The organism is Vibrio sp. V01_P9A10T6, from assembly GCF_963877065.1.
GTDB lineage: Bacteria > Pseudomonadota > Gammaproteobacteria > Enterobacterales > Vibrionaceae > Vibrio > Vibrio anguillarum.
Genome location: NZ_CAWNTB010000211.1, coordinates 31,591 through 51,234 on the forward strand (window position 1 = coordinate 31,591; position 19,644 = coordinate 51,234).

Genomic DNA, 19,644 nt, shown 5'->3' on the forward strand with positions numbered 1-19,644 from the left:
TTGTTCCTCATTTTTTCACGTAAATGGTGTGGCCGAGATGATGAAAAACATCAGCACAGCGCCCCACACTTTCTGAATGACCCAAAAATAAAATCCCATTCGGTTTCAACCATTCATAGAACCTTTCGATCAAAGCCTCCTGCGTGGGTTTATCAAAGTAGATCATCACGTTTCGGCACGAAATGAGGTCTAAATTCTTAGGTAGCGTCCAAGGAGATAATAAATTCAGTTGCTGAAAATGGACAAAACGTTGTAATTGACTGGCGATTTTTATTTTTCCCTGTTTGATACCGCGCCCTTTTACAAAGCACTTTTTAAGATAGTGCTGTGGAATAGTAACCACAGCCTCATCGGTATAAATGCCCGCTTGCGCATGTGCCAAAACCTGTGTGTCTAAATCTGTTGCGTAGATATCAACATTGTCTGCGAAATCAAATAAACCGCTGCTGTATAACGACGCAATAAAGCTGTATGGCTCTTCACCACTAGAGCAGCCAGCAGACCAAATTTTAGGATGACGCACGCCCTGTGATCGCCACTCATCGAGCAGTACTTTTTCTAAAAACTCAAAGTGGTGATACTCGCGAAAAAACTGGGTTTTGTTAGTCGTTAACGCATTGATGAAGTGGATCCGCTCTTGCTCATTATGCTCAATAAGCTCCTTGTAATCACAGAAACGCTGAATCCCCCGTCGACGCATCTGACGGCTCAAACGGCCGTAAACCATCGCTCGCTTCGCATCCGACAAGTAAATGCCGGCCGTTTTGTGCATAAACCACTGGATGAATTTGAAATCCTTTGCGGTGAGTTCAAATTCTTGGTCATTGTTCATCATGATTGGATGGCTATCTGTTAGAACTCTTCCCATTCATCTCCATCCTCATTGAGGTTGAGCCCAGAATTGGCAACGTTATTGGTGGCTTTAATGCCTGCCACTTTCTTGACCTTGGGTTTGGGTTGATGGGCGGAGATGGGTGTTCTTTTGGGCTCGAACGTTTTGATGTTGTCATCGGTGGTGAAATAGCTCATCAAGCTAATCAGCTCTTTCCCTTCATCTTTCAACGATTGGCTGGCCGCAGAGGTTTGTTCAACAAGAGAGGCATTTTGCTGCGTCATCTCATCCATGGCTGTAATTGCACGATTGATTTCGTCAATGCCCGTCGATTGTTCAATACTTGATGATGCAATTTGGGCGATGAGATCAGATACTTTTGCTACAGCGTCCACAATCTCATTCAATGTTGCTCCTGACTCATCAACTAAACGCGATCCCTCTTCTACTTTCTCAACACTATCTTTAATCAGCCCTTTAATCTCTTTCGCCGCTGCTGCGCTGCGCTGCGCAAGGTTCCGAACCTCTCCAGCAACAACAGCAAACCCACGCCCTTGTTCTCCGGCTCTTGCCGCTTCTACCGCTGCGTTCAAAGCCAATAAATTGGTTTGAAAGGCTATCTCGTCTATCACTCCAATAATATCGGCAATCTTCTTACTCGAACGATTAATTTCCGACATGGCCGAGATCGCTTGCCCCACCACTTCACCACCTTTACTGGCTTTTTTGGCAGCATCACTCGCTAGATCGTTCGCACCTTTGGCGTTATCTGCATTTTGGCGCACGGTCGCTGTCATCTCTTCCATACTGGCGGCCGTTTCTTCTAAATTGGATGCTTGAGCTTCCACCCGTTGGCTCAAATCATTATTGCCTTGCGCGATTTCCGTTGACGCCGTAGCCACTCTGGCAGAAGAAATGGTGATTTTTTCAACCATATCGCGCAGGTTAGCAATCGAGGTATTGACCGCATTTTGCAGTTGACCAAACTCACCTTGGCTACCCTCTTCCATCTTGGTATTCAAATCGCCATCCGCCACTTTACTCATGACGTCAATACACTGAGCCAGCGGTGAAACTAAGGTATCAAGCAAGTTATTAATCCCCTCGCCCAGCTCCCGCATAAATCCGCTGTACACAGTGGTATCAATTCGTTCATTCAACTGCCCTGCGATCGCTTTTTGAATGAGGCTCTCTACTTGGTATTGACCATCTTGTTGTTCGGTAATATCAATCCATTGCAATGCAGGGCCAATGTATTCCCCTTTGTGATTGTGCATCGCAATACAAGTTAAATTAAATTGCAGCGCCCCCACTTTGATGTTGGATGAAAATGGCAAACGATCAGGGTTGGCAATAATGCTACGTTGATGGCCCGGGTTTTTATGAAAGATATCGATATTTTGTCCGACCAGATTATTGACGTCAAAGCTTGTTAATACTGTCCTCAACTCACTTTCTCTTGTACGCATCAACTTGGTCAATGAAGGGTTTAAGTATTGAATAATACCCTCTTTATCGGCCATCATTAGGTTTGTTGTCATTCCCTCGACTGCCGAAGCTAAGCGGCCAATTTCTTGCTCTTTTGCAATCTCTTGAGTGACATCACGCCACTCTAATGTGTTCCCGATATAAATACCGTCTTCATCAATAATGGCGCCAACATTAAGCTCGATCTTCACTCCTTTAATAGTAATCATGGTAGTGAAAGGCAAGTTGGCTGGATTCGACAACATTTGGCGTTGATGCTGTGGATCGACATGAAAACCATCGATGCAGTAGCCAATCAATGACGACTCTTCAGCTTTAAAATCAGGCCAGACACTTTGAAAAAGCACTTCATGCTGCTTGAGTAGAATCAATGACTGCTTATTGAGATAGGTGATTTGAAAATCTCGGTTAATCATCATCAATGCGGTTTTTGCTGCATTAAGAGCAGAAAGAAGCTGCTGATTGGAGAGCCCTTCATTCTCATCGACCAATGGATCTTCTATCTGCTCAACAAATTTTTTTGGTTCTGGTTTGCGGTTCCAAAATGCCATGAGTATTCCCTCACAAAATAGCGTCTTCTACGAATGTCTGATTTAACCCAGGTACATCAAAAAGGGTCTCGATATTAATTAGGATCAAATGACCGTTAGCCACACTAGCAATTCCCTTCATAAATTGTGGTTCAACCGTGGTGGATAAGGCTGGTACAGGTTTTATCTCTTCAGCGGCTAAGTCATACACTTCTGAAACACCATCGACAATAATGCCGAGCGGATTGCGTTGCGCGTCATTCAAAACGATAACAACTGTCGTGGCCCCAATCTGTGCAGGTGGCAGATGAAAACGAATTCGAAGATCAACAATCGGTACGTACTCACCACGAATATTGAGTAAGCCAACTAAGTAATCCGGTGCATTGGGTACAGAGCGCACATCACTCCAGCCGCGAACTTCTCGGACCTCAAGGATTGGCACAGCGTACTCATCGTTATCAAGCACGAAACTAAGAAACTCTTGTTTAGACATCAGGGTTCCTCACTCAGTATTCGGTGCATATCAAGGAGCCCTTGGGTATCGAGCAGTGACATGACCTCTTCGCCAACATTGAGCAAACCGAGCGAATACGCAGCGGCAGGCGTTTCCCCCACGGCAGGAAACAGCACATTATCTCCCTGACCAATCACGTCACTCACTGCATCAACGACTAAGCCCATAATACGAGGCCGCTCTTGTTGCAGGCTACGAAGTACCAACACCACAGTCGTGGGAAAGTAGCCACAAGCCTCCATGCCAAATCGAAGACGCAGATCGATAATAGGCACAATCATGCCGCGTAAATTAATCACACCTTTCACAAAGCTAGGCGCGCGAGGAATAGGCGTAGGTGGCTCCCATACTCGAATCTCTTCAACATCTTGAATTGCTACCCCGTACAACTCATTCGCTAACCGGAAACTCAGAAAATCGGCCTCACAGCTTCTTTCTTCATAAACAGCATTCAAAACACTCTGTGTTTGATTCTCTTGTTGATGATTTGGTGAATAATCATATTCCATGGCTCTTCTCTGTCACCTTCACTAAGCGGCAATAATCTTGGGAGATAAACTTGAACGTCGATTCGAGTACGTGGAGATTAACCCTTGAATATCTAAAATGAGCGAAACGGAACCATCTCCCAAAATCGTAGCTCCTGATATGCCTGCCACTTTGCAGTAATTTGACTCCAAGCTCTTTATAACCACTTGCTGCTGGTCTAGCAGCTCGTCAATCAATAAGCCAACGCGACACCCAGCGGCTTCAACAAAGCAGAGTATTCTATCGGGCAAAGCACCACTTGATCCCATTTCCAGTTCATCTTGCAGACGTAAGATAGGAATGTTTTCGTCACGAAGCCGGTACAGCTCAACCCCACCGGCGGCATACTTCACATTAGCTAAGTTGATTTGGATAGATTCGATAATGGTGAGCAGTGGGATGATGTAAACTTCCCCGCCTACTTTGATCAATTGCCCATCGAGGATGGCTAAAGTGAGTGGTAAACAGATAGTGAAATGGCTGCCTTTACCTAATGTGGATTCGACATCAATATGCCCACCCAACTCTTCGATATTACGTTTTACAACATCCATACCGACGCCACGACCTGAAATATCAGACACTTGTTCTGCTGTTGAAAACCCTGCGGCAAAAATAAGGTTAAGGATCTGTTTGTCGGTGATATCTTCACGCCGTGTATCTTTAGGTAATACACCTTTTTCTAGCGCCTTTTGAAATATTCTTTCACAGTTTATCCCCGCGCCATCATCTTTCACTTCGATCACTATCGAGCCACCTTGATGATAAGCATGTAGTTCAATGGTGCCGATTTCTGGTTTGCCTTGTTCAAGGCGAATGTGTGGCTGCTCAATTCCGTGGTCAATACCATTTCTGACTAAATGGACCAATGGATCAACAATACGTTCAAGGACGGTTTTATCGAGCTCGGTGTGCTCGCCAATGATGTTCAGTTCTACTTTTTTTTCAAGTCGGCCGCACAAGTCTCGCACAAGGCGAGGAAAGCGGCTAAAAGCAAAGCTCATCGGCAGCATGCGAATATTGAGCACATTTTCTTGTAAATCTTTACTGTTTTGCAAAAGCTGAACTAGGCCTGCTTGCAACTTTTCTAATTTATCCATGGTGAAATCGTTACCGATTTCGGTCAGCATTGATTGGGTGATAACAAGTTCCCCAACCAAATTAATCAGGCTGTCGACTTTCTCAATATCGACGCGAATAGAGCTTACGCTGGATTCTGCTTTCGCCACTTTGGGCGCAGCAGCGGGCGTAGACTCTATTGATTTTATGAGATCGATGGGTTTTATGAGATCAACTTGCTCTGCAGATGCGGTAGGGGGAACAGCGTTCGCATGAAACGTAGGTGGCACCTCGGCCGGAGATTCCTCACTCTCGCTGATCATACCTTGGGTCGTCGATTCTTGTACTAAAGGTTCAACAATTAAGTCACATTCATCTTCAACCCATTCAAAAATTTCGCGAATATCACTCTCTTGCACTTGGCTACTGAGGAAAATAGTCCAGCTTAAATAACAAAGCTCAGCCTCTATTTCCGCCAATTCGGGAAGGTGTTCAAGCTGAGCTTCCGCCCTGCACTGATCATCCAGTTCATAAAGCTCTCGCAGCAACCGAAGTGGATCATTACCACTGAAATAAAGTTCCCTATGCGGAATAAAAACGACTTTCCAGCCTAAGTGGTTCTCGTTGTCAGAAGCCTTTAAGAGCGATAACGTCTGTTCATCTTCGGCGTCAAGCGTGTGATGGTCTGCTAGTTCATGTCCAGCCACTGAATTATCGGTAAGTAAAGCATGCAGTGACTGGCTGACTCTCTGCTGAAGCTCACTATCAACCTCATCATGGCTCTCATGCCCCGCGAGCATATTGCGAATGCAATCACCGCTTTTCAGTAAAATGTCCACACTTTGAGCGGTGAGAGTTGATTTTTCGTTACGGACGAGGTCAAGATACGCTTCGACAGAGTGGGTAAATTCACTGATATCCAGTAAACTAAAGGTCGCCGCGCCACCTTTAATCGAATGGGCAGCCCGAAAAATGGTATTAATAGTCTCTTTCTCAACCTGATTAGGGTCAAGATTAAGCAGTACATTTTCAAGCACTTCAAGATTTTCACGACACTCTTCGTAAAACATCTTGCGCAACAGTTCCATGTCTAAAGCCATAGCTCTTCCTGCCAGTTAACGTCGTTTAACGAATGAAGCTTCTAATAAAATACGGTGTTCTATATGACCCGTTTTAGTGTTTTCAATAGCGTCTCAGGGTTGAACGGTTTAACCAACCATCCTGTAGCTCCAGCGAGTTTTCCTTCTTGTTTCTTTTCCATACTCGTTTCGGTGGTTAACATCAAAATAGGAATAAACTTATATTGAGCATTACCACGAATCGCTTTAACTAACTCAAAACCACCCATCACTGGCATGTTGACGTCCGAAATAACAACATCAAATTTGGTTTGTTGTGCCTTACGTAATGCATCACTTCCATCAATAGCAGTTTCAACTTCATAGCCTGCATCTTTCAATGTATGGCTTAGCATTTGACGAATTGAAACCGAATCATCAACCGCGAGGATCTTTGTCATAGCCCCTTCCTTGCAAAATATCATTACTCTGCGAACAAGCTTTCTAAAGCCAGTAGCGCAATACCTTCATTGAGCGTGTTTGTTGCGTTAACTAAAGTGATCTCAATTCCAGCTCGCTCTGCTGTCATAAACAAAGAAGCAAGCAGTTGCAGACCGGCAGCATCCACGCTATTAACTCGTGATGCATCTATCGTTAAAGGAGGAGTTAGGCTTAGCCATTGAAGATAATTTGCTTTGGAATCTAGTACCGTTGAAATTTCCAAAGACTCCGCCAACAAAAAATCCATATCTCATCCTTACGTACTATTTATATTCTATTTTTTAGGAGAACACCTGACTTTGAGTGTAGGAGGGAATACTCATTAAGCAAATGATTGAACACGTTAGGAACAAAAATAAAAACCTCACAATAAGGGGGACCGTATGGTTAACTCATTAATATAGTTTGGATTTTTTTATTCTGTGACTAGAACAAAAAAATCCTACTCTTAAGACGTAAGTAGTAGGACTTTTTTCTCATATGACAAGCACAGTACATCTGGAGAAGGTGTCTGCTCTTACATTATTCACGCTTTACACTGTAAATTGGCTGCAGTTCATTGCGTTGAATGATCCACTTTACAGTGTAAATCATCTAATAGTCGATTGAGGTCATGACGGAGGGTAGCCTCAATCATTTTCCGGCCAGTGAAGTTTAATTGGCTGGCACACTCTTGCCAGCTTTTCCTTTGCAATACTTTGGCAATAAGTACATCAGATAACAGTGATAGAGCAGCTTTATCCAATGAAGTAATTAGCCGATGAATCCATACACTCACACTCTCATAATCCGCACCGCCTTGTGCGTAACAACGCAGCAATGAATAAGGTAGGAAATTAACTTCATTTAAATCCGCGCATGCGACACGATCTCGGACCAATGACAAGGTGGTCCGAACCAAAGCCGGCTCTAAACTTTGTAAAGAATCAGATAGAGAGAAAATGAAATGCTGTTCGAAAATCTGTTCTGCCCGAGTTAACCAATCCAATTTTTTCGCTTGAACCATGATTAAGGAAAAACAGCCACTCGCACTGTCTCTGTGGCTCCCTAGTTTTATCGGAACAAATTGGTTCTTAGCCCAAAAAGCCATTAAATCGCTCGTTACGCCAAAACTCGTCGCTAAATAGTCGGCATCATTTTCCAGCATGCACGCTTCAATCAAGCGGCTGCCCAACCCTTGATTTTGTAATTCGGGATGAACTGCAATACGCATGATGCGCTGGCAAACACTCTGCGCTGCCTGCGTAATACCAACTTGATTAGCTAAGCAAACAGGAACTAGATGACCTTTAGGACGTCGCTTTCCTCGTTGGATCTCTTCCACTAAAGCGTTACAAAGCCCACCTTCACGTACTGTCAGCAAACAACCGACACAAACCTCGCCTACCATTGCAGCAACTAGCTGAACTTTATCGTCCGCTAAAAAATGAAATAGATCGTTTGGTGATGTCTGGTAATGAGCATTCACTAATAACGAAAAAATAGCGGCTAAGCGTGTCGGGTTGGCAATGAGTTGAGCCTTATCCAGATGCTCAATGTTAAGTGTCGCTAACTGTTCTGATGTCATCGTCGGCAATGTAGCTAAATCATAGCGAAGGAGGAAAGTATCGTAATGCCACGCTTCTAACGGATCACCCTGACGCCAACGGATCGGCTGATCTAAATGGAGAGTTCGAGTCCCAGCTCGATGGTGTGCTAACCAAGTTTGAAACTTAAGCGTGAACCCTCTCCCACACCCTTCGTAGCCATGAATGGTGGTAGAGAAGACCGCACGATGATAGTGTTCAACCCAGTTTTTTAACATTGATAAAGGCAGCGCGGCCGCTTCATCTACCAATAGGAGATCACATTGTGGCCGATGCAAAATCAGCTCATCAGGTGCCACAAACGTCAATGACGAGTTTTGCCAAGTAAGGGATTGTCTGGTGACGCGAGCGCCTGCTAAACCTTTAGCCGCATGTTCAAATATCGGCGCTACGGCATGGATTGAGGGTGCCGTGACCACAATATCTAATGAACGAGACGCCATCAATTTAGCCGCAGCAATACCAAGCGCACTACTTTTCCCTCGTCCCCGATCGGCAGTGAGAACCAATGGTCGCTTGCGATGCCCATCCATCACACGAAGAATTGCTGAAACCGCATCAACTTGCTGTTCATAAATCGGTGATTGAGAGCTGACTCGTGGATAAACGGGTAAAGGAGGGCAAGGTTGATTCTGTTCTATAACAACAAGCTGTTCGAACGCTCGCGTTAACCAGCGCTCAGCAAAAGAGTCGTTACGCTGAGGGGCTTCAATGATCAACAGTAACCCACCACCGACCAGTGAACCCAGCGCAGCACTGAAACTGTTCGCATCAAAACCATGGTGATTGTCACAAATAAGTAAATGGCATTCTTGACCAAGAAACTGCTGCCCTTTGTTGAAGGGGGCATAACGAACGCATGGTAACGGTTCTCCACCTAACTGAAATATGGCTTGCCCCTCATTTTTTGCGAGAAAATGCATAAGCACGTGTTGTTGCCATTGAGGCTCACCACGGATTAAGAGCCCCATACGCCATAGGCTATTCTCAGCCTGCACCATCAAATCATCTAAATAAGCCGCTATCATGTTCATATTTACGCCACCTCGCTGAAACGCAATGGTAGCACAGCCGCTATAATCACTGTGCGTCGTTAAAAATATTTTTCTTTACGACAAATTATATTTGCTTTAATCGTGACCATTTTTAACTAATTATTCACCTACACCCCAGTACACTTCTGGGCTATTTAAGGAATTCAAATGCAATGAAAACTTTCATCAAAGGATTGGTTTTGGCAGCAGCTCTAACTTCTTCACACGTAAGCGCAGACAACAAAACACTCAACGTTTATGCATGGGGAGGATATCTTCCAGAAAAATCCCTCAAGCAGTTTGAGCAGCAGGAAGGGGTAACGATTAACTATTCGACCTTTGAAAATAACGAGTCAATGTATACCAAGCTCAAGTTGCTCAAAGGTGGCGGTTATGATGTGGTTTTTGCCTCAGCGTATTTCATTGAAAAAATGGGACGTGAAGGGTTACTAACCGAGCTGGATCATGCACAAATCCCGAACATGAAAGATGCCATGCCTTCACTACTCGGCCAAGCACACGATCCCAAAAATAGTTATTCCCTGCCCTATATTTGGGGGATCACTGGCCTCAGCTATAACGAAGCATTAGTACCAGAAGGTATCTCTCGCTGGGCTGATTTGTGGGATAAGAAATATAGCCAACAAGTGATGCTGATTGACGATATTCGCGATGTCTTTGGTATGGCGCTGATCTTAAATGGCTTCAGTATTAATACAAAAAATGAAAAAGAGATTGAAAAAGCCTACCAATCATTGGTCGCGTTAAAAGATAATGTACTGTTGTATAACTCTGATGCGCCACATGTGCCTTATGTCTCAGGTGAAGCAGCGTTAGGGATGCAATGGAACGGGAATGCCTACCAAGGCCAAGTTGAGATGCCAGAGCTAAAATTTGTAATGCCGGAAGAAGGCGCAGTCTTGTGGATGGATAACTTTACTATTCCATCAGGCAGCCACAACAAAGCGTTGGCGCATAAATTCATCAACTTCATGTATCAAGCAGAGAACCAAGCTGAGATTGTGAATAGCTTAGGTTATGCATCGGCAACAAAAAGCGGCCGAGCGTTGCTTCCAGCAGAACTTCGCGACAATCCAACGATTTTTCCAGCCGATGAAGATATGGCTAAAGGGGAATTCATTAATGATGTTGGGCCTGAAGCGCTCGCTATCTACGAAAAATACTGGCAGCGTTTAAGAAATCAATAGATTCGAACTGAATAGACTTAGTTACTAAAAAACCCGCCGTGGCGGGTTTTTTAGTCTTTACATGATGGATGCTTAATCAAGCTTAGATTGAATAAAATCTAATATTTCTTGCACCGTAGCATCATCCACCTTTTTCAAATTAAGCGCTAAATTACTGCCTTTACGACTGTAACTTACGCGGCCTTTGATCAGATCAATTTTTACATGCTCAGTGCGCTTAGGTGGCAACAACTCTTGTATCCAAGACTCAATTGTCTCTGTGACTTCTTTCGTCAATCGGGCAACACCTTGTACGCTACTACGCTGCCAAACAAATCCATCTTCGGATTGACACTTTTCCAACAAATTTGCTTGTTGCTTTGCATCGAGTTCATTAAATTGTTTATGCAATTTAACTATGGTTGGACGACCTAATTCAACCACATTTGGATAAGCTTGCAATAGCTCAAGTGGCAAAGCCGCTGCTTTTAGAGCACCACTTACTAGGGCCTCACTGCATTGAAATATCTTGGCTAAAGCTTTTTGGTCTTCCGCTTCACCATTATCCAGCTTCGCTTGCATCTCTTTACCCTTCTCATAAAGAGAAAGCGGCTTGTGCGCGTTTGCCACATCCGAAAGAAACTTCGCATGTTCCGAGTTTATGTCTTCAGCGACATAAACCAAAAATTCTTTACCCGCCAAGATACAAGACATTCGACGACGGCTGCCATCAAGGACTTCAATTTTGCCCCCAGCGGTTTTACGACCAACCGCAGGATATTGCTGACCACGCTCACGTAATGTACTCAATACATCAGATAGAGCATGCTCATTCAGAAAAGCTTGTTCACGCGCATTCTGCGTAAAAACAATCGTCTTTTCCGCTACTTGATCAGCGGGAATCCTGACCAGTTCGAAAGTGACTAACTCTTCTCCCGCAACCGCCAATTCGATTATTTGCGCTTGTTCTTTCGCTGCCGTTTGGGCTTCTTGCGGGGTGGTTGCACGTCGCTTATTCGCTTTACCAAACAGTTTCGCATTTAGTTCAGACGTTTTAATTGCCATGTTTTACTTACCCCTGATTTAGTGATGACCAATGACTGTGAAGCACTCTCTCAAGCTCCAGTGCACTTTTTTGCACAGCGTCTTGCGCAGTCGCTAGCGTCTTTTTACCACCTTCAAAATCGCTGGTGGTGAGATCAAAAACAGTGCTGTAGGTGTCAGCACAGGTTTCAAATGCTCGGCTACGCGGAATCGTCGCCATCATGACTTGATCACCCAACAGGTAATTCATTTCCGTTAATACCGAGACTTGCTTTTTATTATCATCTTCAAACATCGTCGGCATCAAACGTACAAATTCTAACCCTTTCCAATCTTCTGGAAACATTTCATAAACCGTAGGAAGGTGTTGAAAGAAATTGACGGTTGACGCCCAATCTAATCGCTTAGCCGCGCACGGGATCAGTAATGCATTGGAAGCATACATTGCATTCCATACCAATGGATCAACGTGTGGGCCAGTATCAATCATAATGATGTCAAAATCATCGCCAATCTTATCGATAAGTTTCTCTTTCAGCAGTCGAACAATATCAAGCGATTGGTTTTGCGAAAGATACTGCCACGCTTCTGCGTTAAACATTGCATCTTCAGGAAATGCAGAGATGGTTTTTAAATTGGGATATTGGGTTGGCAACATCACGTTCTTATGTAAGAACGCCTTGTCCACTTCAGTGTCTTCAGGCACGTTGTCTAACATAATATCAACGGCAGAATAGATATTACTGTGCTCTGATAAACTTATTTGCGGGTTGAGAAATAACCGTAATGAACCTTGCGGATCTAAGTCAATCAAGCAGATACGGTAACGCTGATCCAAATTCAGGGCGAGGCACGCGGCTAGATGGACAGCCGTCATTGATTTACCTGTCCCCCCCTTTTGGTTCTGAACATTGATGACCCAAGGCTTATGATCACCATGCTTTTTCCTTTGGTGGAACTTAGGCACACCAGCGGCATCCATGAGCATGTGGGCTTCCGCTAAAGAAATTGAATAGTGATTTGCATTGTTTTTAGTAAATTGATGGCCAGCTTGTTCCATTTTGGAAATGGCATCATCTAGCTTACGGCGTGTTAAGCCTGAACGAGTTTCCATTAGCGCTTTTGACATCGCTGGGAAATGGTCATCACTACGTTCTTCTAAAACAATTTCAATTCGGTCAGCTTGCACCTGTTGAGTTTGCTCGGCGAGCTGGTAGAGATTCGCTATGGTTTGTTCTCTTTTCATTGCCAAATTCCATAATAAGTACCTAACGCAGATTGTACAGCAAACAATTTAATACTCAACAAAAAGGTGAACATTCACTTTTAGATTAATATCACAATAAATAGAAAAACATATCGGAATTTAATGAATTGACCTCATTATGGTCATCATTTTTCCTTAAATAATGGGCAACTTAGTCCATTATTTATTTGAACATTAAAAATATTACAACGTAACTTATTTACATTGTAAATGAGCTTAAAATACCCGGAACGATTAGAGAATCAGCATAATTTACGGTATGTGTCATTTGGAATGATGTTCCCCCTGCAGATCAATTAAATAATCGCAGAACATGAATAATAATAACTAGAGCGACAGGGCAGGGGAAACTTATCCTTTTCGTCAGGGTGCCAGGACGCATGATCAAGGCTAACATGATGATCATGCGTCCGAAGAGATCCCTCGCCACAGGAACAATGATCAAGAGGAATTAGCGCCTTCCTTATCAGCAAATAATCAGAAAACAAACGGATCTTCATCGGATCAATGATCAAGTGTGATTTAAGCTCGGAAGCATGTAAAAATAGCGCATAATTACGGGGAATTGCAGATGGAATAGGGGCTGAGCAAGATACCTAGTACATAACAAGTAAAATTTAAAACACACCAAATAACAAAACCTTCTTCAATACGCTCTTGATCATGCTTTCGACACACTCTCACTCCTTATAATAGAAGCCGTTAAAAGAGTTATTTGTCATTTCAATTCGTGTTTATGCCAAAATCGACTTTGAAAGAACATTTAATGCACTTCCTTGATCATCTTTCCAAAGAAAAACCAAGCCCATATTCTTCATCTAGCTCAAATAAAATAATCACTTCAACTCATCATGTGGATAAGTTGTGCATGAGCCATGATCATGCTTTAAGAAAGTGTGTGATCATTGATTCAGTCGTCTGATGATCATCGTTCGGAATGTGATTGATCATGCTTTCTTCTCTACAATGATCATGTTTTCAGTTTTATATGATCATGCTTCTGAAGGTTTTTTTTTTTTATCCCTATAAAACAATCAATTAGGCTGCTCATTAAGGCTTGATCATTAGATCATATAAGCAATATAGATCAGAATAATCAAAAAGATCAGTTATTTAAAAGCAATAAGTTTTTCTTTATTTATGATCTCTTTTTCTTTATTCTATTGGAACTATAGCGATATTACGGCTAGTGTGATACGGATCTAATAATGAACGCAGACGAAAAAATATTGATCAAAGCACCAAGGAGCCACAAAGATGGGCATCTTTTTGAAGTTTCAGAAACTGCTGTTGATTGGGTTGATCAATACCAACATTTTAAAGGTGTTACCAAAAGTATCGTTGAACTTCTTAACCTGATCTCATTAAGAGGTTTCCGCAGCCAAGATGGGTTAGTCTCAACAACAGAGTTAATTGAAGCAACCGATGGCCAATTGACCAGAGCGGCTATTCAGCAACGGCTGCGTGCTGCAGTAAGTATTGGTTTATTTAAACAGATCCCGGTGAGATTTGAAGAAGGTTTAGCTGGCAAGACAATGCTGCATAAATTTGTTAACCCAAATAAGCTCATCTCTGTGCTTGGTTCAACCAGTCTGGTAACTGAATCAGTAAAACAGACAGAAAAACGCAAGCGTTCAAAAGCGCTGGCTCAAACTCAGGTCAATAAGCGTTTGTTGACAGAGCATGGGCTAAATATTCCACCAGCGATGAAAGACGAAGCGGATCAGTTTGTGGTTTCACCCACCAATTGGGCTGGGATCATTGATCAAGCATTAGCTCCACCGAGAACTCGTAAAAGCTACCAGAAATCAATGGTATCGATTTCTGGTACCCGTGCGATCATTGAAACTCGTTCTTCCAAAAATATCATGACAGTGGATGATCTAATGACACTGTTTGCACTGTTCACCTTAACGGTGCAATACCACGATCATCACCAAGAAGATTATCAACTTAATACCAAACACACACCGAATAAAACCCCATTGTACATTACTGACATTTTGTCGCTTCGCGGTAAAAAAGATAGTGGCCCAGCAAGAGATTCTATTCGCGATAGTATTGATCGGATTGAATTTACAGACTTCCAACTGCATGAGTTAACCGGCCGTTGGCTGAGTGAAAACATGCCAGAAGGATTTAAGAGTGATCGTTTTCGGTTCCTAGCAAGAACGATCACCGCTTCTGAAGAAGCGCCAACGGAAGGGGCTGATGGTGAAATTAGGATCAAACCTAATTTGTACATTTTGGTGTGGGAACCTTCATTCTACGAAGAGTTACTCACTCGCGATTACTTTTTCTTGTTTCCACCAGAGATCCTAAAGCAACATACGTTGGTCTTCCAACTCTACTCCTATTTTCGCAGTCGCATGTCGCGTCGCCATACCGACAGCATGCTACTGAGTGAATTGAACCAAAAGTTGGCCCGTAATATCGAATGGCGTCGTTTTTCGATGGATCTTGTCCGTGAGCTAAAACGATTATCGGAAGGAAAGGGCAGCGATTCGTTATTTGTCGTGAATCTTTGGGGCTATCATTTGACGGTCACCACACTGGTGGATAAAGAAAAAGTGATGGATTACCAAGTCGACATTAAATGCGATGTGGAAGAAGTCCTGCGCTACTCGCGCGCTCGTACCACCAATGCAGGCAAACGCAACATGGCTCCAACGTTGCCTAACCCACTGCGCAATGAGATGGTTTCTAAGCAAAAATTAGAAGAGCTCTCTGAGATCATTGATGGTGAATTTGAACCGATTCAACGTAAAGCACCGTCTCCAAAGGGTAAGCTAGGACGAAGAGTCAAGCAGCGCAAACACCTAGTAGAGATCAATGCCGATGAAATTACGATTACCTTATCTAAATATACCTCTCCAGAGGCCCTAGAACGCAGTATAACGGCGTTATCAGCAATGACTGGGCATCCACCATCCTCCATCAAGGAAGAGTGTACAGAGCTGATTGATAAGCTGGATTGGCTGAGGGTTGGAAATGAGGCGATCTCTTATGAGACGTTGAGTAAATTGATCGAGCTCTATAACACGAAAAACGAGAATAAACATTTATCGATCGAACGTTTGATCTCGGGTCTCGCAGTACGTCGCAAAGTGTGTAAGCAAGTGTACGAGGGGCATTTAGATGAATCCGTATTCCGGGCACTTGATGAAGTCGCTATTGGTATTTAAAAGGTATTTAAAACCAATTTACAACACAACCTTGACATGTAGCTGACATTTTGTTCTAGAAGGTTCGTTAGTATAGCAAACGAATAGACAACCTTTTGTCCTATCTGATGAATTAATAGATTGGCTCATATATGTTTTTAGCGAGTTATATAACTCGCTATTTTTTTATCTGTTGATCCCTGCAATCAATTAATACCCTCGCTTTATACCTTGATCATTGTTCCACGCGTAGTATGCAAGAAATCGAACATGAGCATCAATTAAACTTCGGGATAAGGCCTCATCAACGTGCTGTTGATTGAGATGTTCCAAACTCAGTACCATCAACTGCTGCATCCGTTTTATACACCAAGATTTTAACTCAAGTTCACTACTCGGCTCCGAGACGCAACGCTGAAAACGAGCGTAAGCAAGCTGCAGATATTGGAAGGCAAGCTCACCGTCAATGAGCTTGTAGTACTCATATTGGCGCAGGCAAGCATCAAGCCAACAAGCAATTGCTTTACTTTGATCATCACTCAGATCCGGCCCCCAGATCTCTTGTGGAGCATTAAGGATCAGAGGTTGTAATTGAGCCACCTGATCATAGCGCTTGTTCAGATGCCATTGATGGATCTCAGTTAACCAGTCGTGAAGCTTACACATCGCGTCTTACCTACAACTTTAAATGCATTAACTACAGTCTGGTGTATTTCAAGCTTATTTGCCAAACAGAAATGGGGAACCATGAGCTAAAAATCAGCACATTGAAAGAGCGTGGGGTAGGGGGGCTGCGACAGTATGCAACAGAATAAAATGAGCGCTAAAACGCTTGAATTCATGTATGCAATATTTAAATCTAGCCTCGTCTAGCAAGGTTGGCAAAGTAATATTAATAGTTTTAAAAATAAGGTTTCTAAACCATCGCCAAAATCACAATATGGACGAAATATGCTTAACAAATCAAATATCGTTTGCTACAGATTACATGTCCCTTACGTGGTTTGTTCGGAGGTAACAATGTCCATAAATTCTATTGACCATGACGAAATGACTGATATTGCAAATAAGTGGGACTTCACGGAAGAAGTAGAAACTCAAAAACCAGTTAAAAACCTTAAATCAGCCGAAGCTCGCCGTCGTATTGAAGCATTAAGAGAGATTCGAGAAAGTGGTTTAACCATTGAAGAAGCGAAGGAGCTAGGCATACTTCACTGACGAGTTCTCACCATTAATCCCCTAAGGGTGGCGCATAGCCACCCTTTATATTTTCCAATTTTCTTGATTTCATACCGATAAATTGCACATTTATGCTCTTAATTTTCCTATGTCCTATGCTATATTTCGTGCCACGTATTTACCGATCTAGGCTAACTCATGTCCTTCAACCTATCTTTACTTGCCGCTGAAGAGAAAAACAAAGTAGAGCTCGATAAACAAGCTTCCTTTCTTGTTTGGAAACTCAAGCAAGGAAAAGCAGGGCCTGAAGCGATCACTCAGCAGCAGTCTAAAATTGCCAGTGAGGCCGAAAAAGAGTGGTTTTTACAATCGGTGAACAAATACAAAAGAGTGATGGGTGTTGCGTAGCATTCATGTCTTTGCTAAGTGGAAAATTGAAATGATCCCACTTTTTGCTAAAATCCCTCGCGTTAAATTGAATTAGAGAGATCATCCCTATGGGAAGAAGTTTTGAAGTGCGCAAAGCCTCAATGGCGAAAACTCAAGGCGCAAAAATTAAAGTCTATTCCAAATACGGTAAAGAAATTTACATGTGTGCGAAAAATGGTGGTTCGGACCCAGACATGAACTTGTCTTTGCGCCACCTGATCACAAAAGCGAAGAAAGACCAAGTTCCAGGCCACGTTATTGATAAAGCGCTAGATAAAGCCAGTGGTGGTGGTGGTGAAGACTACCAACCTGCTCGTTACGAAGGTTTTGGCCCTGGCGGCGCAAGTGTTATCGTTGACTGCTTAACAGATAACGGCAACCGTACGTTCCAAGATGTGCGTCAATGCTTTGTTAAAACGGGTGCGAAAATTGGTACTCCAGGTACCGTATCACACATGTTTGATCACCAAGCGGTATTTCAGTTCAAAGGGGATGATGAAGATTCTATCCTTGAAGCACTGATGATGGATGATGTCGATGTAACGGATGTTGAACTGGAAGATGGTGTGATCACTGTATTTGCACCTAACACTGAATTCTTCAAAGTGAAAACATCGCTAAATAATCAGTTCCCTGATTTGACTATCGATGTGGAAGAAATCACATTCGTTCCACAAACACACACACCGGTCACGGGCGAAGAGGCGGAGAAATTCCAGAAATTCCTCGACATGCTAGATGACTGTGATGATGTTCAGCAGGTTTACCATAACGCTGAGCTGTAATAGAGCGAATTAATGAGAAGCCGAGTGATTGACTCGGCTTTTTTTTATCTGTGCATTGCTAACCGTGGTCTTATTCATAGAGAATGACGCAAGGATACATACAGCCCACACTCAGTTACGTGTGTTCGTCCGTTTGGGCTGCTGGGTAATAATAAAAGGAGAAGTTAATGAAAGTCAGTTTTATTGGATTAGGGGTTATGGGATACCCTATGGCTGGGCATCTAAAAAATGCAGGATTTGATGTTAGCGTCTACAACCGCACTCAAGCTAAAGCGCAGCAGTGGGCGCAGCAGTATCATGGGCATGCAGCGCAAACAGTCGCAGAGTGCGTGCAAGATGCCGATGTGGTTTTAACCTGCGTTGGCAATGATGATGATGTCCGTAGCATGACGACCAGTGACGGCGGCGCGATAAGGGCGATGAAACGCGGCGCAATTTTGGTTGATCACACCACCACATCGGCACTGTTAGCCGAAGAGCTGGCGTCTGCGGCTCATAAAGCGGGCATTCGCTTTATGGATGCTCCTGTTTCTGGTGGCCAAGCAGGGGCTGAAAATGGTGTGCTAACCATTATGTGTGGTGGAGATGCCGAACTGTTTGAGCAGCTGCAACCCGTATTTCGTGCTTATGGCAAGTCATCGGTGCTGATGGGGAAAGCAGGGCAAGGACAACGCGCAAAAATGGTCAATCAAATTTGCATTGCTGGCGTATTAAATGGCCTGTCGGAAGGATTGATCTTAGCGGAAAAGTCAGGGTTAGATATTGGCGTTTTGGTTGATTGTTTGAAAAATGGAGCCGCAGGTTCATGGCAGATGGAAAACCGCGCTGTGAATATGTCAATAGGTAAGTTTGATTACGGCTTTGCCATTGATTGGATGATCAAAGACTTGGGCTTTTGTTTGGATGAAGCGCAACGAAACGATCTAAAATTGCCGATGACAGAAAAAACTTATCATGCTTACCAAGCCTTGTCTGAGCAAGGTGAGGGAAGAATGGATACTTCTATCCTTATCAAAGCCGTTAATTCATAAATATCACAGCTCAGAGATAGACTCAATTGGCCCTATTTAGGGCCATTTACACTGTAAACCTATAAATCGATTCCTATTTATCTTCTGGCCCTGCATACCTACAGTGTCTATCTGTGTGCCTCTTTTCGAAAAACGATTGTATAAAATCATGATCGCCTACCTATTAGGGAGGACAAATGTCCTTCATTTTTGTTTGCTGTGCGTGACTGTGCTGGATAAATCGTCAACTAATTACATTTACTGAAAAATCTTAAAATTTGGTTTTTAGTTTTGATTAAATCACACAAAACCAGTTTAATATGCTGTTAATTCGGTGTTTTCATGGTTTTCAATCCAAGCCAAGTCCCTTGATTATAGTGATTATGACCAAGGTCTCAAAATGATCATAATGATTAATAGGAGTAGGATTCGCGACATTATTATTT

General features: G+C 43.1%; 17 protein-coding genes. 6 read left to right on the forward strand and 11 right to left on the reverse strand.

All coding sequences use genetic code 11. The features are described from left to right. Window positions 1–7: 7 nt before the first annotated feature. From AACQ21_RS16435 to AACQ21_RS16470, 8 genes are all read right to left on the reverse strand, one after another. Complete coding sequence (locus AACQ21_RS16435) at window positions 8–868, reverse strand: CheR family methyltransferase (protein WP_017044936.1); 861 nt, start codon at window positions 866–868, stop codon at window positions 8–10. Then, window positions 853–2,871 (reverse strand): methyl-accepting chemotaxis protein, encoded by a 2,019-nt coding sequence (locus AACQ21_RS16440; protein ID WP_105977651.1) that lies wholly within the window; start codon window positions 2,869–2,871, stop codon window positions 853–855. The genes AACQ21_RS16435 and AACQ21_RS16440 overlap by 16 nt, the downstream gene beginning before the upstream one ends. 10 nt (window positions 2,872–2,881) lie before the next feature. After that, on the reverse strand, window positions 2,882–3,346 hold the full coding sequence (locus AACQ21_RS16445) for a chemotaxis protein CheW (RefSeq protein WP_017042330.1): 465 nt from the start codon (window positions 3,344–3,346) through the stop codon (window positions 2,882–2,884). Further along, a complete protein-coding gene (locus AACQ21_RS16450; protein WP_017044938.1) occupies window positions 3,346–3,876 on the reverse strand; it encodes a chemotaxis protein CheW in 531 nt (176 codons plus the stop codon). The genes AACQ21_RS16445 and AACQ21_RS16450 overlap by 1 nt, the downstream gene beginning before the upstream one ends. A gap of 21 nt (window positions 3,877–3,897) precedes the next feature. Beyond that, complete coding sequence (locus tag AACQ21_RS16455; RefSeq protein WP_105977652.1) at window positions 3,898–6,054, reverse strand: chemotaxis protein CheA; 2,157 nt, start codon at window positions 6,052–6,054, stop codon at window positions 3,898–3,900. 59 nt (window positions 6,055–6,113) lie between these two features. Further along, a complete protein-coding gene (locus AACQ21_RS16460) occupies window positions 6,114–6,473 on the reverse strand; it encodes a response regulator (RefSeq protein ID WP_010317272.1) in 360 nt (119 codons plus the stop codon). A gap of 23 nt (window positions 6,474–6,496) precedes the next feature. Then, window positions 6,497–6,760, reverse strand: a complete 264-nt coding sequence (locus tag AACQ21_RS16465; protein ID WP_017044940.1) for an STAS domain-containing protein — start codon at window positions 6,758–6,760, stop codon at window positions 6,497–6,499. A 309-nt stretch (window positions 6,761–7,069) separates the two neighbouring features. Then, complete coding sequence (locus tag AACQ21_RS16470; RefSeq protein WP_105977653.1) at window positions 7,070–9,133, reverse strand: tRNA(Met) cytidine acetyltransferase TmcA; 2,064 nt, start codon at window positions 9,131–9,133, stop codon at window positions 7,070–7,072. Between the two features lie 173 nt (window positions 9,134–9,306). Between AACQ21_RS16470 and AACQ21_RS16475 the strand changes: the two genes are divergently transcribed. Continuing rightward, complete coding sequence (locus AACQ21_RS16475) at window positions 9,307–10,341, forward strand: ABC transporter substrate-binding protein (RefSeq protein ID WP_105977654.1); 1,035 nt, start codon at window positions 9,307–9,309, stop codon at window positions 10,339–10,341. A 72-nt stretch (window positions 10,342–10,413) separates the two neighbouring features. On the opposite strand, the gene AACQ21_RS16480 is transcribed toward AACQ21_RS16475, so the two are convergent. Together AACQ21_RS16480 and AACQ21_RS16485 are read right to left on the reverse strand one after the other, a co-directional pair. After that, window positions 10,414–11,385, reverse strand: a complete 972-nt coding sequence (locus tag AACQ21_RS16480) for a ParB/RepB/Spo0J family partition protein (protein WP_017049342.1) — start codon at window positions 11,383–11,385, stop codon at window positions 10,414–10,416. Window positions 11,386–11,392: 7 nt separating this feature from the next. Next, complete coding sequence (locus AACQ21_RS16485) at window positions 11,393–12,610, reverse strand: ParA family protein (RefSeq protein ID WP_026027506.1); 1,218 nt, start codon at window positions 12,608–12,610, stop codon at window positions 11,393–11,395. A 1,229-nt stretch (window positions 12,611–13,839) separates the two neighbouring features. On the opposite strand from AACQ21_RS16485, the gene AACQ21_RS16490 reads away from it, so the two are divergent. Then, window positions 13,840–15,816, forward strand: a complete 1,977-nt coding sequence (locus tag AACQ21_RS16490; RefSeq protein WP_017043500.1) for a replication initiator protein RctB domain-containing protein — start codon at window positions 13,840–13,842, stop codon at window positions 15,814–15,816. A 189-nt stretch (window positions 15,817–16,005) separates the two neighbouring features. On the opposite strand, the gene AACQ21_RS16495 is transcribed toward AACQ21_RS16490, so the two are convergent. Beyond that, the gene (locus tag AACQ21_RS16495) at window positions 16,006–16,461 is read right to left on the reverse strand and encodes a transcriptional regulator (RefSeq protein WP_094132123.1); all 456 of its coding nucleotides are present in this window, start codon (window positions 16,459–16,461) and stop codon (window positions 16,006–16,008) included. A 354-nt stretch (window positions 16,462–16,815) separates the two neighbouring features. Here AACQ21_RS16495 and AACQ21_RS16500 point away from each other — a divergent pair, with 354 nt between their 5' ends. The 4 genes from AACQ21_RS16500 (at window position 16,816) to AACQ21_RS16515 (ending at window position 19,219) form a co-directional block, all read left to right on the forward strand. Beyond that, on the forward strand, window positions 16,816–17,013 hold the full coding sequence (locus AACQ21_RS16500) for a PA3496 family putative envelope integrity protein (RefSeq protein ID WP_017043498.1): 198 nt from the start codon (window positions 16,816–16,818) through the stop codon (window positions 17,011–17,013). Between the two features lie 159 nt (window positions 17,014–17,172). Further along, on the forward strand, window positions 17,173–17,382 hold the full coding sequence (locus AACQ21_RS16505) for a DUF3283 family protein (RefSeq protein ID WP_017046863.1): 210 nt from the start codon (window positions 17,173–17,175) through the stop codon (window positions 17,380–17,382). A gap of 89 nt (window positions 17,383–17,471) precedes the next feature. Then, entirely contained in the window at window positions 17,472–18,188 is a 717-nt protein-coding gene (locus tag AACQ21_RS16510; protein WP_017044945.1) for a YebC/PmpR family DNA-binding transcriptional regulator, read from the forward strand. A gap of 167 nt (window positions 18,189–18,355) precedes the next feature. Further along, on the forward strand, window positions 18,356–19,219 hold the full coding sequence (locus AACQ21_RS16515; protein ID WP_094124090.1) for an NAD(P)-dependent oxidoreductase: 864 nt from the start codon (window positions 18,356–18,358) through the stop codon (window positions 19,217–19,219). The last annotated feature ends 425 nt before the right edge of the window (window positions 19,220–19,644 follow it).